Source organism: Microbacterium oleivorans, from assembly GCF_001691565.1.
Lineage (GTDB): Bacteria > Actinomycetota > Actinomycetes > Actinomycetales > Microbacteriaceae > Microbacterium > Microbacterium oleivorans_B.
Genome location: NZ_MAYO01000003.1, coordinates 2,259,445 through 2,280,671, shown reverse-complemented (window position 1 = coordinate 2,280,671; position 21,227 = coordinate 2,259,445). Strand labels below are relative to the sequence as shown.

Genomic DNA, 21,227 nt, shown 5'->3' with positions numbered 1-21,227 from the left:
AGCGACACGCGGGTGATGGATGCCGGAGTGCGGCGTGTCGCTCGGCATCCATTGCATCGGTGAACATTTCCCTCGACGCTTCCCGCCCGCCACCCTGTCAACGAATGCAAGAGATCCGGGGCGACACCCCGGTGAAGGATGCCGCGGCTCGGCGTGTCGCGCGCGAACTATTGCATCCGCGAACGGCACCGCGCCCGCACCCGCGCGCGCCCGGACCCTCAGCCCCGCCCCACCGCCTGGAACCCGCGCAGGCGCAGGCTGTTGGTCACCACGAACACCGACGACAGCGCCATGGCCGCCGCGGCCACGAGGGGGTTCAGCAGCGCGGCCATCGCGAGCGGGATCGCGGCGACGTTGTACGCGAACGCCCAGAACAGGTTGCCCTTGATGACGCCCAGGGTCCGCCGCGCGAGGCGCACCGCGTCGGCGACGACGAGAAGGTCGCCGGAGACGACGGTGATGTCGGATGCCGCGATCGCCGCATCCGTTCCGCCGCCCATCGCGATCCCGAGGTCGGCGGCCGCGAGCGCCGCGGCGTCGTTGACGCCGTCGCCCACCATCGCGACGACCCGGCCCTCGGCCTGCAGGCGACGGATCGTGTCGAGCTTGCCCGCCGGCGTGACGCCTGCCTCGACGCGGGAGATCCCGACCTCGGCGGCGACGCGCGCCGCCGAGGACGCGGTGTCGCCCGTCAGCAGGATCGGCTCGAGCCCGAGCTCGCGGAACCGGGCGATCGCCGCGACGCTCGTATCCTTCACCGTGTCTGCGACGACGATCGCGCCCAGGTACGCACCGTCGCGAGCCACGGCGACGACCGTCCCCTCGGGCAGATCGGCGGGCACGGCGACGGCCCACTGCTCCGCGAGCCACGACGGCCGGCCTGCGACGACCGCCGCTCCATGGACGACGCCCTGCACCCCGAATCCGGCGTGCGACTGGAACGAGTCGACGCTCCCCGGCGCAGAGGCTGCGACGATCGCGCGGGCGACGGGGTGTTCCGACCCCGACTCGACCGCCGCAGCGACGGCGAGCAGTTCGTCCCGCGAAACCCCGGCGGGCAGCACGTCGGTCACGCTCATGCGACCCGTCGTCACGGTGCCGGTCTTGTCGAGCACGATCGTGTCGACGGTGCGGGTCTGCTCGAGCACCTGAGGTCCGCGGATCAGGATGCCGAGCTGCGACCCGCGTCCGGTTCCCACCAGCAGGGCGGTCGGGGTCGCAAGTCCCAGAGCGCACGGGCAGGCGATGATGAGCGTCGCGACAGCGGCGGTGAACGCGAGCTCCCACGGCGCGCCCGCGATCGTCCAGCCGACGAGGGCGGCGAGCGCGAGCACGATCACGACGGGCACGAAGACGGCCGAGACGCGGTCTGCGAGGCGCTGCACCTCGGCCTTGCCGGTCTGCGCCTCCTCCATGAGCCGCCGCATCCGGGCCAGTTCGGTGTCGGCGCCGACGCGGGTGATCTGCACCTCGAGGCGTCCGCCGACGTTGATCGTCGCGCCGACGACGCGAGAACCTTCGGCGACCTCGACGGGCATCGACTCACCCGTGAGCATGCTCGCGTCGACGCTGCTCATCCCCGCGGTGACGAGTCCGTCCGACGGGATCTTCTCGCCGGGGCGGACGACGACCGTGTCGCCGACGACGAGCTGCGACACCGGAACGCGCGTCTCGACACCGTTCTGCAGCTTCGCGGCATCCGTGGCCCCGAGTTCGAGCAGCGCGCGCAGCGCCTCGGACGACGCCCGCTTCGCGCGGGCCTCGATGTACCGGCCCGCGAGGATGAAGACCGTGACGAGCGCGGCGACCTCGAGGTAGATCTCGTGCCCGCCCGCTTGCGGCGCACCGACCAGCGTGAAGGTCATCGTCATGCCGGGCATGCCGGCGCCGCCGAAGAAGAGCGCGTAGAGCGACCAGCCGAACGACGCGATCACACCGAGGCTGATGAGGGTGTCCATCGTCGCGGCGCCGTGGCGCAGGTTCACGGCGGCCGCGCGGTGGAACGGCCACGCCCCCCAGACCGCGACGGGAGCCGCGAGGGTCAGCGCGAGCCACTGCCAGTTCTCGAACTGCAGCGCCGGGATCATCGACATCAGCGCGACCGGCAGCGACAGGGCGGCGCTGATGAGCAGCCGCTGGCGGAGCGGCTTCGTCTCGTCGTCCGCCTCGGCCGCCTCGGGCTCGGGCGTCGGTACCGTCGCGCCGTATCCCGCGGCCTCGACGGTCGCGATGAGCTGCGCCGCCTCGACGCCGTCGGCCCGGACGCGCGCCTTCTCGGTGGCGTAGTTGACGGATGCCTCGACGCCCGGGAGCTTGTTGAGTTTCCGCTCGATCCGGGTGGCGCACGAGGCGCACGTCATCCCCGAGATGTCGAGCTCGACGTCGGTGCTCACGCGGACACCCGGGTGTATCCGGCCTCCTCGATGGCGGCGGTCAGGGCGTCGTCGTCGAGGGGGGTCGCGCTGTGCACGGTGACGTGCGAGGTGCCGCCGGCGACGAGGTCGACGGACACGGCCTCGACGCCGTCGATCTCGGAGAGCTCCTCACGGACGCTCGCGACGCAGTGCGCGCACGTCATGCCGGTGACGAGCAGTTCTTCGGTGACGGCGGATGCCGGTGCGGCAGGCGTCGCGGATGCGGAGACGTCGGTGAGTCCGAGCTGGATGCGGTCGGTCATGGTCTTTCCTCTGTGGTCAGAAACAGGTTCAGGAGCGGACGAGACGCGCGATCGCGTCGTTCGCCTCGCGGATCTTGTCGGCGGCGACCTGCCCGCCCTCGGCGCTCGCCTCGGCGACGCAGTGGCTGAGGTGGTCGGACAGCAGCGAGAGCGCGACGGTCTCGAGCGCCTTCGTCGCGGCGGAGACCTGCGTGAGGATGTCGATGCAGTACTTGTCCTCGTCGACCATGCGCGCGATCCCGCGCACCTGGCCCTCGACGCGGCGCAGCCGCTTCTGCAGGTCGTCCTTGTTCGCGTCGTACCCGTTCATGGCAGATACGGTACCCCCCTAGGGTATACGCGTCAAGCGGTCGGACCTCAGGCCTCGACGACCTCGTCCGACACGAGCGTCAGGTGCTCCCGCGCCGACGCCTCGGCATCTGCCGCGCGCCCGTCATGGATCGCCTGGGCTGTCGCGAGGTGGGCCTCGAGAGTGCCGACCCGCGGCATCCCGGGCGTCAGACCTCGCACCGCGCGGCCCCGCAGGATCTCGGCGATGGGGTCGCCGAGCTTCTCGAACAGGGCGTTGCCCGAGGCTTTCAGCAGAAGCCGGTGGTAGGCGATGTCGGCCTCGAGGTACTCGTCCGAGTCACCGAGCCCTTGGGAGCCGAGGTCGCTCAACAACGTCGCCCACCGCAGCAGCTCATCGCGATCGGACCTCGACGCGCGATCCGCCGCCAGCCGCGCGGCGACGGGCTCGACGGCGACGCGCAGGTCGGTCAGCTCGATCAGCACGTCGCGCCGACGCGGGCTGTCGAGCGACCACTCGATGATGTCGGCGTTGAGGATGTCCCACTCCGCCTGCGGCCGGACGACGAGCCCCACGCGGCGACGGGAGGTGAGCAGCCCGTGCGCTTCGAGGACCCGGACCGCTTCGCGTACGACCGTCCGCGACGCGGTGAACGACTCTTCGAGACCGGCGAGAGTCAGCCCGGTTCCGGGCGGCAGCTCACCGCCGACGATCCTCCGGCCGAGGGTCTCGACGATGTGAGCGTGGGATGCGGTGGTGGCAGGCGTGGGCATCAGTGTCCTTCGTGGCGATGCTCACGCTACCGCGAAAAGTACGATCATTCGCTTGCGAAAGGTAGTACTTATGTGGCACCGTGGGCTCGCTGCCGGGAATGACCCCGGCACCGGGACGATTCACTGGAGAACACACCCATGGATGAGTGGACGCAAACACTCGGAGCGCTACCGCTCCTCCTGATCGCGGCCGGAGCGGTCGCCCTGATCCTCCTTCTCATCATCAAGGTGCGCCTGCACGCGTTCATCGTGCTGGTGCTGGTCTCGCTGCTCACGGCGCTGGCCACCGGCATCCCCGTCGGCAGCATCGGCAAGGTGCTGATCGACAGCTTCAGCTCCACGGTGGGCACGGTCGCGCTCCTCGTCGGTTTCGGAGCGATGCTCGGCGCCCTCATCGAGAGCTCGGGCGGCGCGCGCGTGCTCGCCGAGAAGATGGTCTCGGTCTTCGGTGAGAAGCGCGCCGCGATCGCCCTCAGCGTCGCGTCGCTCCTCATGGGCTTCCCGATGTTCTTCGACGCCGGCCTCGTCGTCATGCTGCCGATCATCTTCGCGGTGGCCCGACGCATCGGCGGGAAGCACATGCTGCTCTACGGCATCTCGGCCGCCGCCGCGTTCTCGGTCATGCACGTCTTCGTCCCGCCGCACCCCGGCCCCATCACCGCGAGCGAGACCTACGGCGCGAACCTCGGGCTCGTGCTGCTCATCGGTCTCGTCGTGGCGATCCCCACGTGGTACCTCAGCGGTTACCTCTGGGCGCGCTTCATCGACCGCCGCATCCCGCTCGCCATCCCGCGCCTGTTCGGTGAGGACGTCGAGCCCACGAACCCGCCGAAGGCCGGCACCGTCATCGGCGTCATCGCCATCCCGCTGGTCCTGATCCTCCTCAACACCGGGTCCGCCGCGCTCGTTTCGGCCGGAGCCGTCGACGGCACCGCCGTCTGGGTGCAGGCACTCGGCCTCATCGGCACGAGCCAGGTCGCCCTGCTCATCGCCGTACTCGTCGCGCTGTTCGTCCTCGGCACCCGCCGCGGCGTCGGCGGCAGCGCGCTGGACAAGATCGTCGAGTCTGCTCTCGGACCGATCTGCTCGGTCGTCCTCATCACCGGTGCCGGCGGCATGTTCGGCGGCGTCCTGCGCGCATCGGGCATCGGCGACGCCCTCTCGGACTCGCTCGCCTCCATCGGCGTCCCCGTCATCTTCGCCGCCTACATCATCGCCGTTCTCCTCCGTGTCGCCCAGGGTTCGGCGACCGTCGCCCTCGTCACCGCGGCGGGGCTCGTCGCACCCGCCGTCGTGTCGGGCGGCTTCAACCCGCTGCAGGTCGCCTGTATCGTCCTCGCCACCGCGGCGGGCTCCGTCTTCGCGGGTCACGTGAACGACTCGGGCTTCTGGCTCGTCGGCCGCCTCATGGGCATGGACGTCAAGACCACGCTCAAGACGTGGACCGTGCAGCAGGCCATCGAGTCGCTCGTCGGCTTCCTCATCGTGCTCGGCATCTTCGGCCTGGTGTCCCTTGTCTGACGTCTTCGACCTGACCGGCCGCCTGGCCCTCGTGACGGGATCCTCGCGGGGGCTCGGGCACAGTCTCGCCGTCGGCTTGGCGGATGCCGGTGCCCGCGTCATCGTGCACGGCCGCGACGCCGAGGCGGTCGAGCGCAGCGCCGACGCGATCGCCGAGCGCACCGGCATCCGTCCCGAGACGGCGCTGTTCGACGTGACGGATGCCGCGGCTGTCGAAGCGGCGATCGGCGACCTCGTCGAGCGCGTGGGCACCCCCGACATCCTCGTCAACAACGCCGGCATCCAGCGGCGGGCGCCCTTCGCGGAGTTCCCCGTCGCGGACTGGGATGCCCTGATCTCGAGCAACCTGTCGAGCGCGTTCTACGTGTCGCGCTTCGTCGCGCCCGGCATGATCGCGCGCGGCTCGGGCAAGATCATCAACATCGCCTCCGTCCAGTCGCTGCTCGGGCGTCAGACCATCGCACCGTACGCGGCGAGCAAGGGCGGCATCGCCCAGCTCAGTCGCGGGATGGCAGCGGATCTGGCGCGCCACGGCATCCAGGTCAACACGCTCTCGCCCGGCTACTTCGCGACCGAGATGAACGCGGCGCTCGTCGCCGACGCGGACTTCTCGGACTGGGTCGCCCAGCGCACCCCGGCCGGCCGCTGGGGCGATGTCGCGGAACTGCGCGGACCGCTCGTGTTCCTCGCCTCGGCGGCGAGCGACTTCGTGAACGGCCAGAACCTGTTCGTCGACGGCGGCATGACCGCGGTCGTCTGAACCGAGGAGAGACACACATGGACGCCGTCGTCATCAACGGAAAACTCGACCTCACCGTGGCGGAGCACCCCGTCCCCGAGCCCGACGCCGGGCAGGTACGGATCCGCGTCGGATACGTAGGGATCTGCGGGTCGGACCTGCACTACTACTCCGAGGGGGCGAACGGCGCGTTCGTCGTCACCGAGCCCCTCGTCCCCGGGCACGAGTTGTCGGGGTGGGTCGACCTCGACCCGTCCGGCGTCCTGTCACCGGGGACGCCCGTGACGGTGCACCCGGCCCGCTTCGGTCCTGAGGGGCCGACCCCGGTCGAGCCGCACCTGCGTCCCGGCGGCAGCTACCTCGGCAGCGCCGCGACGACCCCGCACACGCAGGGCGCGATGAGCGAGTACCTGGTGGTGGATGCCGGCATGATCCGCGCCCTGCCCGAGGGCCTCCCCGTGCGTCGCGCCGTCCTCGCCGAGCCCCTCGCCGTCGCCCTCCACGGCGCCGGTCGGGCCGGCTCCCTCGTCGGCGCCCGCGTGCTCGTCTGCGGCGCCGGTCCGATCGGGCTGTTCGCCGTGGTCGCCGCGCAGGAGGCGGGAGCGGCGAGTGTCGAGATCACCGACCTGCTGCCCGAGCCGCTGGAGCGGGCGCGCGCGCTCGGAGTCGACGGCGTTTGGCGCGTCGGCGAGGACGACATCCCCGCCGATGCCTACGACGTGGTCCTCGAGTGCTCGGGAGCCGCGCCCGCGGTGTCGTCGGCGATCGCCGCCGTGCGCCGCCGCGGCACGGTGGTCCAGATCGGGATGCTGCCGAACCAGCCGGTCGGCATCAACATCGCCCCGCTCATCTCGAAGGAGGCGACGCTCACCGGCGCGTTCCGCTTCCTCGACGAGATCGACGAGGCGATCGAGGTTCTGCGGCGTCGCCCCGAGATCGAGGCCGTCATCACACACGAGTTCCGCCCCGACGCGGCCGTCGACGCGTTCGAGACCGCCCGCCGCTCCGCTGAGAGCAGCAAGGTCGTCGTCGCGATGAACTCTGCGAAGGTGGAATCGTGAGCACTGCACCGCGCGTCGTCGTCATGGGTCCGAGCGGATCGGGCAAGACCGCCGTCGGCGCGGCCCTCGCTGTCGACCTCGGCGTGGACTTCGTCGATGCGGACGATCTGCACCCGACCGCCAACGTCGAGAAGATGGAAGCGGGTCACCCGCTCGACGACGACGATCGCGCGCCCTGGCTCGACATCGTCGGACAGACCCTCGCCGAGGCCCCGGGCCTCGTCGTCGCATGCTCCGCTCTCGCGCGCCGCTACCGCGACCGCATCCGCGCCGCCGCTCCCGACGCGCGCTTCGTCGAGCTGGTCGTCTCACCCGAGGAACTGGACCGTCGGATGCGGTCGAGGCAGCACTTCATGCCGCCCGCGCTCCTCGCCTCGCAGCTCGCCACCCTCGAACACCTCGGCGCCGACGAGGCGGGCGTCGCGGTCGAGAACGTCGGTCGCATCCTCGACGTCGCCCGCCGCGCGCGCGTCGCCCTCGACGGCGCCTAGGGGCGCCCCCGGCGGCATCCCCTTCCCTGTCGCAACACGCCATGCGGCCGCGCACTTCGCGACAGGCGAGCGGATGCTGCGCCCGCGAGCAGCGCGCCGCGCGAGAATGGCCCGATGGCGGAGACGAGCGACTGGCAGCAGTACTACTCCGCAGCGGCGGGCCGGGCGCCACGGCCCCACCTCATCGCGGCTCTCGAACACGTGAGCCGCGTGGGGACGGCGATCGACCTCGGCGCCGGGGACGGCGTGGACTCGCGATTCCTCCTCGATCGGGGCTGGCAGGTCGTGGCCGTCGACGCGACACCCGGACTGCGGGAGCGCATCGCGGCACGTGCGGACGCATCATCTCGTCTCGATGCGCGGGATGCGTCGTTCGAGCATCTCGACGAGTTGCCGGATGCCGATCTCGTCCTCGCAAGCTATTCGCTTCCGTTCGCTCGCGCGGCCGAATTCGCCCACATCTGGACGCTGATCACTGCGGCGCTTCGCCCGGGTGGCGTCTTCGCGGGTCAGCTCTTCGGACATCGCGACGATTGGGCCGCGCGCGACGACGTGCTCACACACTCGGCGAGCGAGGTTGCGGATCTTCTTGCGCACTGGCAGATCGTCGAACTCAGCGAACGCGAGAGGGACGGCCCGTCAGGTCGGGGGCCGAAGCACTGGCACGTCTTCGACATCATCGCCCGTCGCCCCTGATTCGGTCGCTAGCGGATATCGTATTTGCAAAAGACGATCTCTCGTGTGTACGGTTACGACGTGACCGACACAGAATCGCTCGAGATCGACTGGGATGCCGGCGGCATCGAGACCGAGCTGGGCTGGGCCCTTCCCCTCACCTTTCAGACCTTCACGCGCCTGGGTACGGAGGCGGTCAGCGCGGTGCCGCAGGGTCCGCGCGGGTATCAGGTCCTCGTCGCGATCACGACCGAGGAGCCTTCGTCGCAGCTACAGCTGGCCCAGCGTCTCGGGATCGACAAGACGCAGATGACCTACCTGCTCGACGCGCTCGAAGCCGAGGGCCTCGTCTCGCGCAGGCCGGCGCCGACCGATCGCCGCGTGCGCCACGTCCACCCGACCGACGCGGGCCGCGCCACCCTTGACACCGCGCGTGCACAACTCCGCCGGGCGGAGGATCGTCTGCTCGGAGCACTCGACCCCGCTGAGCGCTCGATGCTCCGGAGCCTGCTCGCCCGTGTCGCCGTCGCCGCCGACGCGGCCCGCACCGACCCCGACTTCGAACACCCCGTCGCCGCGCCCGAGCGCTCGCGCCGCGGAACCTCCACCCCCACAGACAGGACCCCCTCGTGACCACCACCGTTCTCGTCGCCGGCGCAACCGGCGACATCGGCAGCCGCATCTCCCGCGAGCTCCTGTCCCACGACGTCCAGCTCCGGGTGCTGACCCGCCCCGGAAGCTCAACCGCGGCAAAGCTGTTCGGCGACGACCCGCGGGTCGAGGTCGTGACCGCCGACTACGCGGACCACGACGCGCTCGTGGCCGCGGCATCCGGTGTCGACGTCGTCGTCTCGGCACTCAGCGGCATCCGCCCCGTGATCGTCGACGCGCAGCGCGCACTCCTCGCCGCGGCGGTCGCGGCCGGCGTGCCCCGTTTCCTCCCGTCGGACTACTCCGCCGACTACCGGCGCCTCACCCCGGGGACCAACCGCAACCTCGAGCTGCGCCGCGAGTTCGCCGCGGACCTCGACGCGGCGCCGATCCAGGCGACGTCGGTGCTGAACGGCATGTTCACCGAACTGCTCGCCGGTCAGGCACCGATGATCCTCCGCGATCGCAAGCGCGTGCTGTTCTGGTCGTCGGCCGACCAGACGCTCGACGTCACCACGAAGGACGACACCGCCCGGACCGTCGCCCTGGTCGCCCTCGATGCCGACGCCCCTCGCGTCGTCGAGGTCGCCGGCGACCGGATCACCGCCCGCCAGGTGGCGGAGCTCGCCTCCGAGCTCAGTGGCGAGACCTTCAAACTGCAGTGGGCGGGCACGACGAGGACGCTCTCGGCGATGGCCGCGGTGGGACGACGCCTCTCGCGCGACCCTGACGAGACGTTCCCCGCCTGGCAGGGGATGCAGTACTTCGTGAGCATGTTCAGCGGCGAGGGCGAACTGCGCCACGTCGACAACGAGCGTTACGGGCGTCAGACCTGGACGACGGCCCGCGACATCCTCGCCCCCTGGCTGTCGGGCACACGCGCCTGACCGGCACCCGACCACCCCCGGCGCAAGAGCGGCCGGGGGTTCGTCGCCGCCGCATACAATCGCGGGACACGGTCGTCCGCGCCGTCGCCACCCGAGGAGTCCCGCCATCGACCATCAGCCCGCTCCGGCTCCCCGCGTCTCGGCGCGGTCGACGATCGGCCGCCTGGTGCACATCTCGCGCCCGGTCCTCTGGATCAACACGATCGGCACGGGCGTGCTCGGCATGTGGCTCACGGGGCAGTTGCTGGATGCCGCGGCGATGCCGCTCCTGCTGTGGCTGACGCTGCCGTTCAACCTGCTGATCTACGGCGTCAACGACATCTTCGATCAGGACACCGACGCCCTGAACCCGCGGAAGGGCTCGATCGAGGGTGCCCGGATCGAGCCGCGCGAGGTGCGGCTGATCGTGTGGGCGGTCGCCATCACGAACGTGCCGTTCCTCGTCTGGTTCGTCATCGCGTACCCGCCCGCGGCCGTGGCGCTGATCCTGCTCTATACCGCCGTGTTCGTCTTCTACTCGGCGCCGCCGCTGCGGTTCAAGCAGCGTCCGTTCCTCGATTCGCTCAGCAACGCCGCCTACGGCCTCCCGCTCCTGATCGTCCCGGTCGCCCTCGGTGAGCCGCCGCTCTGGCCCGCCGTGATCGGCCTGCTCGTCTGGAGCGTCGCGAAGCACGCCTACGACGCCGTGCAGGACATCGACGAGGACCGCGCGGCCGGCATCCGCACGACCGCGGTCCTGCTGGGCCCCCGCGGGACCGCGGTGTGGAGCGGATGCTGGTGGGTGGCCTCCACCGTCCTGTTCGCGCTCGTGAGCATCCCGGTCGCCGCTCTCAACCTCGCGATCGCGGGCGTCCTCGTCGTGTGGATGCTGCTTCGCCCGACCCCAGCGACCGGCCGGCGCCTGTACCCGGTCTCGATCGCGTTCCCCTACGTCGCCGGCTCGCTCGCGAGCGGGTTGCAGCTCGCCAAGATGTTCTTCGAGGTGTACGGATGAGCCGCATCGTCGTCATCGGAGCAGGACTCGGGGGCCTGGCGGCTTCCGCTCTGCTGGCCCACGCGGGACACGACGTGACGCTCCTCGAACGGGCTGACGCCGTCGGCGGCAAGAGCCGGCGGCTCGAGGTCGACGGCGAGCGCATCGACTCGGGTCCCTCGCTGGTGACCTTCCCCGGCGTGTGGCAGGAGCTGTGCGCACGCCTCGGCGCGGACCACTCCGCGCTCGAACTGGAGCGCCTGCCGGAGGTCGGCCGCTACTACTACGACGGCGAGGAGGTCACCCTCCCCGTGCCGCCGGAGCACCGCTGGTACCCGGCGTGGAAACGGTTCAGCGACGAGCATGCGCCGCTCGCCGACGACGTGACGGCGCTCCTCGTCGCCGATCCGCTCGACCGGCGCTCGCTCCCCGCACTACGCCGTCTGCTCGCCGTCTACGGCCAGCGGCTGAGCACCCGCGCGTACCTCGACAGCCTCACGTGGATGCCCGACGGCCTTCGCGAGATCATCGCCATCCACACGCTCAACGCGGGCGTCCCGCCCGAGCGCACGCCCGCCCTCTACGCGAGCATGCCGGCCGTCATGGCGGCATCCGGCGTATGGGTCCCTCGCGGCGGCGTCTACGAGATCCCGCTCGCGCTGAAGCGCATGGCGGATGCCGCGGGTGTCGACATCCGCACGGGTGAGACCGTGACGCGCATCGAGCGCGGGCGGGTCACCACGGCGAGCGGGTCGTTCGCGGCCGACATCGTCGTGAGTGCGCTCGACGCGGACCGGGTGAATGACCTGGTCGGCAGGCGGCGGCGCGCACCGGGCGCCCTGTCGTGCTCGGCCGTCGCGATCTACGGCACGCTCCGCGAGCCCCTGCCCGAGCGGATCGCCGCGCACAGCGTCATCCTCCCTACGAAGCCCGACGCACTCCACCGCAGCCTCGCCGCGGGCGACGAGCCCGCCGACACGATGGCGTTCGTCAACCTCTACCGCGCCGGCCAGGTGTACCCGAACGACCGCAGCACGCTCGCCGTCCTGCTGACCGCGCCCGCCGACGGGTCGGGGTACAGCCTCGACCACCCGTTCGTCCGGCGCGAGATCGAGCGGATCTCGCGGACGATGGGCCTCGACGGGCTCCTGACCGATGCGATGACGGATGCCGCGGTCCTCGACCCGCGGTACTTCGGCACCTTCGGCGAGCGCCACGGCGCCTTGTACGGGGCGGCGCGTCCGCTGTGGATGAGCGGGCCGTTCCATCGGCCGGCGCACCACGATCTCCGGCGGCCATGGCTGTGGCGCGTCGGCGCCTCTGTCCACCCGGGCGGCGGCATCCCGGCCGTGCTCGGCGGAGCGATGATGGTGGCCGAGAAACTGATCCGGAGGCATCCCGCATGACCCTGCTCGAGGACTTCCTCTCCGGCGAGACCGACCGCGTTCTCCACGCGACGTGGGAGGTGCTCGGCAGTCGCGACCCCGACCTCGTGGACCCGCTCGTGCCGCATGCCGCCCGCATCCGCAGGGCGACGGAGAAGCTCGATCTGGGCGGGTTGATCCGACCCAATTCGGCGAACGTCGACTTCGCGCTCACGAAGCTCGAGCACCGCGGGCAGGGCCTGTGCTGGTGCGAGGACTACCCAGGGCCACTTCACTGGGATCCCGAGCGCGAACAGAAGGCCGGGAACGTTCGGATCCTGTCGACCAGCGAACCCGGCTGGTCGATGACCTACGAGTGCGCGTGCACCGTGTGCGGCCGCGTCTTCGACGTGGAGCAGGGCGACCACCACTTCACGTGGTGGCGCTGGCGGCCGCGCGGGGTCAAACGCGGGACCTAGCCGTCAGGTTCCGGGGACGCGATGTGTCGCCCCCGGCATCCGCACGCGTCATGTTGCGTCCCCGGAACGTTCCTCAGCTCACGCGGCGGTCGTACTCCTCGATCGCGACACCCGAGCCGAACTCGCGCACGCGCGTCCGCGTGAAGGGATACTCCGCCGGGGCGGCCTCGCCGAACAACCGGATGCCAGAGCCCAGCGCCACCGGATGGCGCTTCAGCACGAGCCGGTCGATCTCAGGCAGCAACGCCCCGGCGAGCTCCCCTCCACCGCACAGCCAGATGTCCGCGCCGTCCTCCTGCTTCAGCGCGCGGACGGTGGCCACCGGATCGTTCGTGAGGGCGACGGCCGCATCGACCTCGCGCTCCCGACGGCTGGCGACAACCTGCCGGAGGTGCGGGTACGGGCTCGTGATCCCGGCATCCAGTGCGGGAATCAGGGTGTTCCACCCCATGATCACCGTGTCGAACGTCGTGTTCGTGGACTGGATGCCGACCGCTCGCTGCACGTGCCCGGGCAGCGCATCGGCGTACTCGCCGAAGATGACGGCGTTATGGTCGCCCTCGATGAGGAAGGCGTCGTACCCGCCGCGGGAATCCGCGATACAGCCGTCGATGCTCACGGCGACGTAGTAGACGAGGTCTCGCATGGCTCCCTTTCTACGCGACCGCGAGTAGCGAGACAGTCCCACCCGGGCGTCAGCCGAGCGCGATCGGCTCGGGCTGACGCTCGGCGTCGGCGGACTCCTGCAGAGCGGACTTCTGGCGCAGCGGCGGAGTGCGGAAGAACAGGGTGAGGACGAAGGCGATCAGGGCGACGCCCATCGCCACCCAGTACACGCTCACCGTCGACTGGTTGAACGACACCAGGAGCGGCTTCGTCAGGCGCGGGTCCGCACCGTTGAGGAACGAGGTGTCGTCCATCGTGCTGTCGTCGAACGATGAACCCGACGAGCCCGACATCCCGTCGATGATCTTCGGGACCGCCTGGTCGACGAACGCGCGGCGGGCCGCGGCATCCGTGAAGTCGAGAGTGACCGTGCCGTCGGCTGCGACCGTCGCGACGGGCAGCTGCTCGGTGATCTTCGCCCCCGCCTGCGCGACGGCCTGCTGCTCGGCGTCGGCGGTGGCCTGCTGCTGAGCGGCGGCGGGGATCGCACCGGATGCGACCTGCTGGGCGACCGCGTCGGCTGCCGCGGCCTTCGCCTCGTCGACACCCTTCTGCGCACCGTCGAGGGTCCCGTCGGAGAGCTGCGCCACGAACGGGTCGTAGACCTTCGACATGATGCCGGCGTTGGCCGGTGCGCTGGCGACCGTCGGGTCGAGGGCCGCATCCAACGCGTCGGCGAGAGTGCCCTGGTCCTTGAAGTTGGTCTGCAGATTCAGCGGCACGAGCGTGAAGAGCAGCGACAGCAGCACGGCCGTGCCGAGCGTGCCACCGATCTGACGGAAGAAGGTCGACCCCGAGGTGGCCACGCCGATGTCGCGCGGGCCGACGGAGTTCTGCGACGCGATCGTAAGGGTCTGCATGAGTTGACCGAGGCCGAGACCGATGAGGAGCATCGCGCCGGCGAGGTGCCAGTACGACGAGTCGTACCGCACGAAGATCAGCGTGAAGAAGCCCAGCACCATGAAGGCGGTGCCGATGGTCGGGAAGATCCGGTAGTGACCCGTGCGCGCGATGATCTGACCGCTGACGATCGACGAGATCATGAGCCCTAGGATCATCGGGAGCAGCTGGATGCCGCTCTCGGTGGGCGTCGAGCCGAGCACGAGCTGCAGGTAGAGCGGCAGCGTGAGCATCGCGCCGAACATCGCGAAGCCGACGAAGACGCCGATGACGGTCGCCATCGAGAACGTCGACGACCGGAAGAGCTTCAGCGGGATGAGCGCGTCGTCCTTCATGCCGCGCTCGATGAGGATGAAGGCGACGATGCCGATCGCGCCGATGACGTAGCAGGCGATGGCGATGGGCGAGGTCCAGCCCCACTCGCGGCCCTGCTCGGCGATGAGCAGCAGCGGAACGAGCGCGATGATGACCGCGGCCGCACCGAACCAGTCGATGCGCACCGCGCCGTGCGGGTGCCGCGGGATGTGCAGGAACCGCAGGACGACGGCCAGAGCGACGAGGCCGATCGGCACGTTGATGAGGAAGACCCAGCGCCAGCCGGCGATGAAGAGGATCTCACCCGAGCCGGCGAACAGGCCGCCGACGAGCGGGCCGATCACCGACGAGATTCCGAAGACGGCCAGGAAGTAACCCTGGTACTTGGCGCGCTCCCGCGGGGCGAGGATGTCGCCCATGATCGCCAGCGGCATCGACATCAGACCACCCGCACCGAGACCCTGGATGGCTCGGAAGGCCGAGAGCTCGATCATCGAGGTCGAGAAGCTGGCGGCGACCGAGCCGACGATGAAGATCGCGATGGCGATGATGAAGAGGGGGCGGCGCCCGAAGATGTCGGAGAGCTTGCCGTAGATCGGCGTCGAGATCGTCGACACGATCAGGTACGCGGTCGTGACCCACGCCTGCTGGCTGAGGCCGTTGAGGTCGTCGCCGATCGTGCGGATCGCGGTGCCGACGACGGTCTGATCGAGCGCGGAGAGGAACATGCCCGCCATGAGCCCGAAGATGACGAACAGGATCTGGCGGTGGGTCATCACCGGGGCGCTTCGGGTGGTCGGGCTCGACACGGCAGCAGTGGTCACGGTTCCTCGGAGGGGTGAAGGCCGATAGGGATGCCGCGCGGCGGGTCTCACGCGACGGGGGGCCGGCGGTGACCGCCGGAAGAAGTTGTGTTTGGTCAACCATAAGCCTGTCGGCCCCCGCGTATTCCCTTTTCCTGGTCGTCCCTCTGCGAGTTCGTGCGTCAGCGTGGCGCCTCACTCATCGCGCCGAGCGAGGCTCGCAGTTCCTCCTTGGCTTTCGCGTACCGACTGCGGGCGGTGGACGACGGGACGCCGAGAAGCTCGGCCGCTTCGACGAGGGTGAAACCGTCCCAGTGCAGCAATCTGACGAGCTCGGCCCGGTCCGGGTCGAGTCGCGCGATCGCGTCCCGCACTTCGGCGCCGTCATCGGCCGCGCGGGATGTCGCCTCGGCCGCCGTCGACCGGCGGATCCTGTCGGCGAGCGCCCACCGTCGCCGCTCGCCGCGGGCGTGGTTCAGCAGTGTTCCGCGGGCGATCCCGAACAGCCACATGCGCGCCCGTTCCGGATCGCTCGGCAGGTCCCCCACCCGGCGCCAGGCCGCGACCATCGTCTCGCCGAGCAGGTCCGGAGCGTCGTCGAACCCGACGCGTCGCTGGAGGTAGGCGAGGAGAGAGGGGGATGCCGCGGCCAGCGCCGCGTCGAGTGCGCGAGTCACTTCCACTGCTCGCCCTCGCAGTGCACCTGACCACTGCCGGTGCTGATGCTCGCGTTGTCGAATCCTCGCTCGCTGAGGCCTGCGGACATCGCATCCCCGAGCGCTTCATCGACGGCCACCCAGTAGTAGGCGTCGGCCGAGCGCGGATCCGTTGCGTCCGACTGATCACCCTCGAGCACGGCGAGGTGACCGGCGATGTAGGGCTCGACCTCCGCGGCGACGTCTGCCGTCGCGAACCAGTCGTCGATGGCACGATCGAGCTCGAACTGGCGGAGCGGGTTCGCGGCGACGATGTTGCCCACCCTCAGCTCGCACTCGCCCCAGGTCGGAGAGGTGTACGTGTGGCTCCGGTTCGGGTTCATCCCGGCGTTCCAGTCCCACGACGAGGAGGCCGCCGCGAAGCTCGCTCCCCCGGCGAGAGCGAGCGCGAGAGCGCCGGCAACGATGCCGAGACGTCGGCGCCGCGGACGACGCACCTGGGCGCGGGCTGACGCGATCATCGCCCGGAGGTCGCTCGCGTCAGCCTCGCTCGTCGCGGGTGCGGAGCGCTCGAGGATGGAGTCGAGTGGATCAGGGGTCATGATGCCTCCAGGAGTGACGTGGTCTCACTCCGTACCTGTCCGGCATCCGCTCGTTCGTCCACGCGCTTGTCGTGTGTCTTTGTTCGCGGCTGAGGCACGCATCGCCGGGCGAGGCGAACCCGTCGGCTCAGTCCATGCCGACGGCCATGTCGGTGAAGCGCGAGAAGTGGCCCTGGAACGCGACGACGACCGTGTCGGTCGGGCCGTTTCGGTGCTTGGCGACGATGAGGTCGGCTTCGCCGGCGCGGGGGCTGTCCTTTTCGTAGGCGGCCTCGCGGTGCAGCAGGATGACGATGTCGGCGTCCTGCTCGATCGAGCCTGATTCACGCAGGTCGCTGATCGCGGGCTTCTTATCGGCGCGCTGCTCGGCACCACGGTTCAGCTGCGACAGGGCGATGACGGGAACCTGCAGCTCCTTCGCCAGCAGCTTCAGCGCACGCGAGAACTCCGAGACCTCCTGCTGGCGCGACTCAACGCGCTTACCGCTCGTCATGAGCTGCAGGTAGTCGATGACGACCATCTCGAGCCCGACGCGCTGCTTGAGCTTGCGGCACTTCGCGCGGATCTCGACGAGCGTCATGTTCGGGCTGTCGTCGATGTACAGCGGCGCATCGTTGATCCGCCCGCGGGTCGAGGCGATCGTCGTCCAGTCGCGGCTGTCGAGCATGCCCTTTCGCATGCTCTGCAGCGGCACGGCACCCTCGGCGCTCATGAGGCGCATGGCGATCTCGCTGCGTCCCATCTCGAGCGAGAAGAAGACGGTCGGCCGGTTGTGCTTGATGGCGGCCGCGCGGGCGAAGTCGAGCGCGAGCGTCGACTTACCCATGGCGGGTCGCGCGGCGACGACGACCATCTGCCCGCCGTGCAGGCCGTTGGTGAGCTGATCGAGGGCGGCGAAGCCGGTCGGGATGCCGGTCATCTGACCGTCGCGCCCGCGGGCGGCTTCGATCTCCTCGACGGCGGCGTCGACGGCGACCTGCAGCGGGACGTAGTCCTCGGACTGCTCCTGCCCGGTCACGGAGTAGATCTCGGCCTGAGCGTTGTTGACGAGGTCGAGGGCCTCGCCCTGGCCGTTGTAGCCCATCTGCACGATGCGGGTGCCGGCTTCGACGAGGCGACGCAGCAGCGCTCGCTCCCGGACGATCGAGGCGTAGTACGCGGCGTTGGCGGCCGTCGGGACGATCGAGGTGAGGGAGTGCAGGTAGTCGGCACCGCCGGCGCGCTGCAGATCGCCGGTCTTGATCAGCTCATCGGTGACGGCGACGACGTCGGTCGGCTCACCGTGCGAGTAGAGCGAGAGGACGGCTTCGAAGATCAGCTCGTGCTTGGGCACGTAGAAGTCGGTTCCACGAAGCGCCTCGATGACATCGGCGACCGCGTCTCCCGACAGGAGCATTCCGCCCAGGGTGCTCTGCTCGGCGAGCATGTCGTGCGGCGGGGTGCGTTCCGGACCGCGGGATCCGCCGATTCGGTCGTCCGACAGATCCGCGATCGACATGCACGCCCCTCTTCCGGGCCCGCTGGAAGGCCCTCGCACACGTTATGGAGGGGGTCGGACACACGCAAACCAGCCTGTGGATAACTATGTGGAGAATCTGCGCGAAACGCCGCACACCCTGTGCAGAGAGCCTGTGGACAACGCGTGGAATCTCACAAAAGCAGCCCCAACAAAAGGCACCTGGCCGGGCTATTTCTTTCCCACAGTCTGTGGATAGATATCCGACCTCAAGTGCCGGTTGAAGGTTCAGGGTTATCCCCACCCATGTGCAGAATCTCGGATTTGTCAAATGAGAAAGTCGGCCGGTTTCCGCGGTGTCTCTGCCCCTCGGCAGGATGCCGGAAGTGCTCTTGTCAAATTCATAGGAAGTGGGTACCGTGTGTGGTCCAGGCACCCCGCAGAACGCGGCCATCACGGCGCGCGTTCCGATGAGACATCGTGGAGGTGACCTGTGCTTACAACGCAACGCGCGTTCGTCCGACTCGGTCTCCTCGCTGCGATCGGATTCGGCGTTGCACTGCTCTGGCTGGCCTTCGCGGTCGTCTTGAGCGCATCGCACGCTCACGCCGCCGACCGCGAAGACGATGGACTGCTCAGCGGGGTGACCAAAGTCGTCGGACAGACCGTGGCACCGGTGACCGACAAGGTAGTGAAGCCCGTCACGGACAAGGTCGTCACGCCCGTGGCCGAGAAGGCGGTCGCACCCGTCATCGAGAAGGTCGTCACGCCCGTCGCCGACAAGGTCGTGAAGCCGGTCGCCGAGAAGATCGTAAAGCCGGTCGCCGAGAAGGCGATCAAGCCCGTCACGGACAAGGTCGTAAGGCCTGTCACAGACAAGGTCGTCCAGCCGGTCGTCGACAAAGTGGTCGCACCCGCTACCGACAAGGTCGTGAAGCCCGTCGTCGACACGGTGGTGAAGCCCGTCACTGACACCGTTCTGCGGCCCGTCGTCACCGTCGTGACACCGATCACGGACAGTGTCGTGGCTCCTGTCGTGGATGCCGTCCGCCCGGTCGTCGAGCCGGTCGTGGACGCGATCGACCCGGTGATCGACACCGTGCTCCCCCCGGTCGTGGACGCCGTCGACCCCGTGACAGAGCCCGCCGCACCCGGCCTCGGCGTCATTCCCGCTTTCCCTCTTCCGGTGTCGCTGGCGGCGCCCGATGCCGACGCTCCCGCGACCGGCAGGACACCCGCCGCGATCGCTGCCGCTGCACCTTCGACGCCCGCTTCCGCCGCCGGGGTGAGCCCCGCCGCTCTGGCAACGCGTGACGCCTTCCAGGTGGCCGTGGCGGCTGGCTCCGCCGCCGACGTATCGTCGACCGCTGCTGGGCCCGCGGCATCCCCCAGGCCTGACACCGCCCCGCCCGCGCCCGCAGCGCCCCTGGCGGGAACCGGTTCTCCGACTTGTACTTCCTCTGGAGGAGCTGCCGGGTTGTTCGCCCTGCTTCCGTTCGGCGTCCCCGTCGCGCACCGTGCCTGGGCGCGACGCGGACGGCCGAACGACGAGCACGGCCTGCCCGCTCCCTTCTTCGACACCGACGTCTCTCCCGACTGACGGGGATTGCGCCGCGCGTTTTCGCGGCACGCATCCCGCACGTCCCGCGTGACGGCGCACCCGCGCCATCCCCAGTCATGTTCCAGGAGAGAGAAATGAACACCATGTTGTCGCGCGCCCTGCTGGGCACGCTTGTCGCCGGGGGGATCACCCTCTTCGGCGCGGCAGCCGCACAGGCTGCAGAACCGACCACCTCAGGAGAAGACGGGCTGCTCTCGGGCACCCAGGCGCTCCTCAACGTCGACGTCCCCATCAGCGTCGGCGACACCGCGATCTCGCTGCTCGGCGACTCGTCCACGAGCTCGAGCGACAAGGGATCCTCCCCGGCTCCGTCGCGCGATTCGGGCTCTGCATCCACCAGCGGCTCCGACGGTGCTGCCTCCGGCTCGCAGGCGATCATCAACGTCTCCGTCCCCGTCACCGTGAAGGACACGGCGGTCTCGGTCATCGGTGACAGCTCGACTAAGAGCACGGATGCCGCACCTGCCGCACCCGCAAAGGAGCCCGCCAAGGCTCCCGCAGCGTCGACCAGCGGGTCCGACGGCATCGGGTCCGGCACGCAGGTCGTCGCCCCCGTGAAGGCCCCGGTGACCGTCAAGGACACCGCGGTGTCGGTCATCGGTGACAGCAAGACCGAGAGCACGGATGCCGCGGCCCCGGCCGCACCGTCGTCGACCGCACCGTCGGTCACCACCGACGGCTCCGACGGCGCCGTCTCCGGAACGCAGGTCGTCGCGCCGATCACCGTCCCCGTGACGGTCGAGGACGTCGCGATCTCGATCATCGGCGACAGCACCACCGAAAGCACCGACGCAGCCACCCCGGCCGCACCCGCCACCGGCACCACCGGCACCCCGTCCACCGACGGATCCGACGGCATCGGCTCGGGCACCCAGGTCGTCGCCCCGGTCACCGTCCCGGTGACCATCGACGACACCGCCGTCTCCGTCATCGGCGACAGCACCACCGTCGGCGGCGGCACGTCCGGCACTCCTGGCACGGGCACCACGCCCGGCGCCCCGGTCACCTCGGGTGAGAACGGGGTCGGCAGCGGTACGCAGATCCTGCTGCCGATCGACATCCCCGTCACCATCGGCGACACCGCGGTCTCCATCATCGGCGACAGCACGGTGACCGACCCCGGCACGGACCCGACCGACCCGGTCGACCCCGTGGACCCGACCGACCCGGTCGATCCCGTGGACCCGACCGACCCGGTTGACCCGACCGACCCTGTGGACCCGACCGACCCGGTCGACCCGGTGACCCCCGGCACGGACCCCACCGACCCGACGGACCCGGGCACCAACCCGGCGAACCCGGGCACGGTCCCCGGTGACACTCCGGGCATGGGCACGGACGACCAGATCCCCGGCGCCGGCGCCGCTCCGATGGCCCCCCAGGCCAGCGCGAGCACCCCGGTCGGGACGCTGGCACAGACCGGCGGAGTCGCGGTGACGTGGCTCCCCGCGCTCGCCCTGGCGCTGCTCGCCGCCGGAGCGCTGCTCACCCTGCGCCGCCGTACCGTCTGACTCCCCTCAGGAAAGGGGCGGATGCCGTGGGCCCCCACCCGCGGCATCCGCCCCACCTGTGCGCCGATGCAAGGGATTCGGCGCGGCGCCCCGGCGACAGGTGAATGACCCCGGCGT

The 21,227-nt window shown here is 70.1% G+C and carries 21 protein-coding genes; 12 read left to right on the top strand and 9 right to left on the bottom strand.

Annotated features, from left to right (window positions below; genetic code table 11):
* Positions 1 to 218 precede the first annotated feature (218 nt).
* The 4 genes from BBA86_RS13760 to BBA86_RS13745 are packed head-to-tail and all read right to left on the bottom strand — an operon-like array spanning position 219 to position 3,739.
* Complete coding sequence (locus BBA86_RS13760; RefSeq protein ID WP_262981989.1) at positions 219 to 2,393, bottom strand: heavy metal translocating P-type ATPase; 2,175 nt, start codon at positions 2,391 to 2,393, stop codon at positions 219 to 221.
* Positions 2,390 to 2,677, bottom strand: a complete 288-nt coding sequence (locus tag BBA86_RS13755; protein WP_065572068.1) for a heavy-metal-associated domain-containing protein — start codon at positions 2,675 to 2,677, stop codon at positions 2,390 to 2,392. Before BBA86_RS13755 ends, BBA86_RS13760 begins: the two co-directional genes overlap by 4 nt.
* A 28-nt stretch (positions 2,678 to 2,705) precedes the next feature.
* Complete coding sequence (locus BBA86_RS13750) at positions 2,706 to 2,987, bottom strand: metal-sensitive transcriptional regulator (RefSeq protein WP_018187744.1); 282 nt, start codon at positions 2,985 to 2,987, stop codon at positions 2,706 to 2,708.
* Between the two features lie 47 nt (positions 2,988 to 3,034).
* Complete coding sequence (locus BBA86_RS13745; protein ID WP_065572067.1) at positions 3,035 to 3,739, bottom strand: FadR/GntR family transcriptional regulator; 705 nt, start codon at positions 3,737 to 3,739, stop codon at positions 3,035 to 3,037.
* Positions 3,740 to 3,877: 138 nt separating this feature from the next.
* On the opposite strand from BBA86_RS13745, the gene BBA86_RS13740 reads away from it, so the two are divergent.
* The 10 genes from BBA86_RS13740 (at position 3,878) to BBA86_RS13695 (ending at position 12,580) form a co-directional block, all read left to right on the top strand.
* Entirely contained in the window at positions 3,878 to 5,260 is a 1,383-nt protein-coding gene (locus tag BBA86_RS13740) for a GntP family permease (protein WP_065572066.1), read from the top strand.
* On the top strand, positions 5,253 to 6,020 hold the full coding sequence (locus tag BBA86_RS13735) for an SDR family oxidoreductase (protein WP_065572065.1): 768 nt from the start codon (positions 5,253 to 5,255) through the stop codon (positions 6,018 to 6,020). The genes BBA86_RS13740 and BBA86_RS13735 overlap by 8 nt, the downstream gene beginning before the upstream one ends.
* A gap of 17 nt (positions 6,021 to 6,037) precedes the next feature.
* Positions 6,038 to 7,060 carry an L-idonate 5-dehydrogenase gene (locus tag BBA86_RS13730; RefSeq protein WP_065572064.1) on the top strand — a complete coding sequence of 341 codons (1,023 nt, stop codon included), beginning with the start codon at positions 6,038 to 6,040 and terminating at the stop codon, positions 7,058 to 7,060.
* On the top strand, positions 7,057 to 7,551 hold the full coding sequence (locus BBA86_RS13725) for a gluconokinase (protein WP_065572063.1): 495 nt from the start codon (positions 7,057 to 7,059) through the stop codon (positions 7,549 to 7,551). Before BBA86_RS13730 ends, BBA86_RS13725 begins: the two co-directional genes overlap by 4 nt.
* 114 nt (positions 7,552 to 7,665) lie before the next feature.
* On the top strand, positions 7,666 to 8,247 hold the full coding sequence (locus tag BBA86_RS13720) for a class I SAM-dependent methyltransferase (RefSeq protein WP_065572062.1): 582 nt from the start codon (positions 7,666 to 7,668) through the stop codon (positions 8,245 to 8,247).
* A gap of 60 nt (positions 8,248 to 8,307) precedes the next feature.
* Complete coding sequence (locus BBA86_RS13715) at positions 8,308 to 8,859, top strand: MarR family winged helix-turn-helix transcriptional regulator (RefSeq protein ID WP_223247107.1); 552 nt, start codon at positions 8,308 to 8,310, stop codon at positions 8,857 to 8,859.
* On the top strand, positions 8,856 to 9,764 hold the full coding sequence (locus tag BBA86_RS13710; protein WP_065572060.1) for an NmrA family NAD(P)-binding protein: 909 nt from the start codon (positions 8,856 to 8,858) through the stop codon (positions 9,762 to 9,764). The genes BBA86_RS13715 and BBA86_RS13710 overlap by 4 nt, the downstream gene beginning before the upstream one ends.
* A 154-nt stretch (positions 9,765 to 9,918) precedes the next feature.
* Positions 9,919 to 10,758, top strand: a complete 840-nt coding sequence (locus BBA86_RS13705; protein ID WP_083199603.1) for a UbiA family prenyltransferase — start codon at positions 9,919 to 9,921, stop codon at positions 10,756 to 10,758.
* The gene (locus BBA86_RS13700) at positions 10,755 to 12,143 is read left to right on the top strand and encodes a phytoene desaturase family protein (RefSeq protein WP_065572058.1); all 1,389 of its coding nucleotides are present in this window, start codon (positions 10,755 to 10,757) and stop codon (positions 12,141 to 12,143) included. Before BBA86_RS13705 ends, BBA86_RS13700 begins: the two co-directional genes overlap by 4 nt.
* Entirely contained in the window at positions 12,140 to 12,580 is a 441-nt protein-coding gene (locus BBA86_RS13695; RefSeq protein ID WP_065572057.1) for a hypothetical protein, read from the top strand. The genes BBA86_RS13700 and BBA86_RS13695 overlap by 4 nt, the downstream gene beginning before the upstream one ends.
* A gap of 73 nt (positions 12,581 to 12,653) precedes the next feature.
* Here BBA86_RS13695 and BBA86_RS13690 read toward each other — a convergent pair whose 3' ends face one another.
* The 5 genes from BBA86_RS13690 to dnaB all read right to left on the bottom strand — a co-directional run bounded on the left by BBA86_RS13690 (position 12,654) and on the right by dnaB (position 18,020).
* Entirely contained in the window at positions 12,654 to 13,226 is a 573-nt protein-coding gene (locus tag BBA86_RS13690; RefSeq protein ID WP_065572056.1) for a dihydrofolate reductase family protein, read from the bottom strand.
* Between the two features lie 49 nt (positions 13,227 to 13,275).
* Entirely contained in the window at positions 13,276 to 15,237 is a 1,962-nt protein-coding gene (locus tag BBA86_RS13685) for an MDR family MFS transporter (RefSeq protein ID WP_065572055.1), read from the bottom strand.
* A gap of 209 nt (positions 15,238 to 15,446) precedes the next feature.
* On the bottom strand, positions 15,447 to 15,941 hold the full coding sequence (locus BBA86_RS13680; RefSeq protein ID WP_065572054.1) for an RNA polymerase sigma factor: 495 nt from the start codon (positions 15,939 to 15,941) through the stop codon (positions 15,447 to 15,449).
* Complete coding sequence (locus tag BBA86_RS13675) at positions 15,938 to 16,522, bottom strand: hypothetical protein (protein ID WP_065572053.1); 585 nt, start codon at positions 16,520 to 16,522, stop codon at positions 15,938 to 15,940. Before BBA86_RS13675 ends, BBA86_RS13680 begins: the two co-directional genes overlap by 4 nt.
* A 127-nt stretch (positions 16,523 to 16,649) precedes the next feature.
* Positions 16,650 to 18,020 (bottom strand): replicative DNA helicase, encoded by a 1,371-nt coding sequence (gene dnaB, locus BBA86_RS13670; RefSeq protein ID WP_065572052.1) that lies wholly within the window; start codon positions 18,018 to 18,020, stop codon positions 16,650 to 16,652.
* A 451-nt stretch (positions 18,021 to 18,471) separates the two neighbouring features.
* On the opposite strand from dnaB, the gene BBA86_RS13665 reads away from it, so the two are divergent.
* Both BBA86_RS13665 and BBA86_RS13660 read left to right on the top strand, forming a co-directional pair.
* On the top strand, positions 18,472 to 19,578 hold the full coding sequence (locus tag BBA86_RS13665; protein ID WP_065572051.1) for a hypothetical protein: 1,107 nt from the start codon (positions 18,472 to 18,474) through the stop codon (positions 19,576 to 19,578).
* A 95-nt stretch (positions 19,579 to 19,673) separates the two neighbouring features.
* Positions 19,674 to 21,110 carry an LPXTG cell wall anchor domain-containing protein gene (locus BBA86_RS13660; protein WP_065572050.1) on the top strand — a complete coding sequence of 479 codons (1,437 nt, stop codon included), beginning with the start codon at positions 19,674 to 19,676 and terminating at the stop codon, positions 21,108 to 21,110.
* Positions 21,111 to 21,227: the final 117 nt, after the last annotated feature.

What these genes read in the sequence shown, in the direction of transcription:
- BBA86_RS13690 (WP_065572056.1), bottom strand. Translation starts at nt 13,226, where the DNA reads ATGCGAGACCTCGTCTACTACGTCGCCGTGAGCATCGACGGCTGTATC.
- BBA86_RS13695 (WP_065572057.1), top strand. Translation starts at nt 12,140, where the DNA reads ATGACCCTGCTCGAGGACTTCCTCTCCGGCGAGACCGACCGCGTTCTC.
- BBA86_RS13675 (WP_065572053.1), bottom strand. Translation starts at nt 16,522, where the DNA reads ATGACCCCTGATCCACTCGACTCCATCCTCGAGCGCTCCGCACCCGCG.
- BBA86_RS13660 (WP_065572050.1), top strand. Translation starts at nt 19,674, where the DNA reads ATGAACACCATGTTGTCGCGCGCCCTGCTGGGCACGCTTGTCGCCGGG.
- BBA86_RS13730 (WP_065572064.1), top strand. Translation starts at nt 6,038, where the DNA reads ATGGACGCCGTCGTCATCAACGGAAAACTCGACCTCACCGTGGCGGAG.
- dnaB (WP_065572052.1), bottom strand. Translation starts at nt 18,020, where the DNA reads ATGTCGATCGCGGATCTGTCGGACGACCGAATCGGCGGATCCCGCGGT.
- BBA86_RS13745 (WP_065572067.1), bottom strand. Translation starts at nt 3,739, where the DNA reads ATGCCCACGCCTGCCACCACCGCATCCCACGCTCACATCGTCGAGACC.
- BBA86_RS13720 (WP_065572062.1), top strand. Translation starts at nt 7,666, where the DNA reads ATGGCGGAGACGAGCGACTGGCAGCAGTACTACTCCGCAGCGGCGGGC.
- BBA86_RS13740 (WP_065572066.1), top strand. Translation starts at nt 3,878, where the DNA reads ATGGATGAGTGGACGCAAACACTCGGAGCGCTACCGCTCCTCCTGATC.
- BBA86_RS13755 (WP_065572068.1), bottom strand. Translation starts at nt 2,677, where the DNA reads ATGACCGACCGCATCCAGCTCGGACTCACCGACGTCTCCGCATCCGCG.
- BBA86_RS13750 (WP_018187744.1), bottom strand. Translation starts at nt 2,987, where the DNA reads ATGAACGGGTACGACGCGAACAAGGACGACCTGCAGAAGCGGCTGCGC.
- BBA86_RS13700 (WP_065572058.1), top strand. Translation starts at nt 10,755, where the DNA reads ATGAGCCGCATCGTCGTCATCGGAGCAGGACTCGGGGGCCTGGCGGCT.
- BBA86_RS13685 (WP_065572055.1), bottom strand. Translation starts at nt 15,237, where the DNA reads ATGACCCACCGCCAGATCCTGTTCGTCATCTTCGGGCTCATGGCGGGC.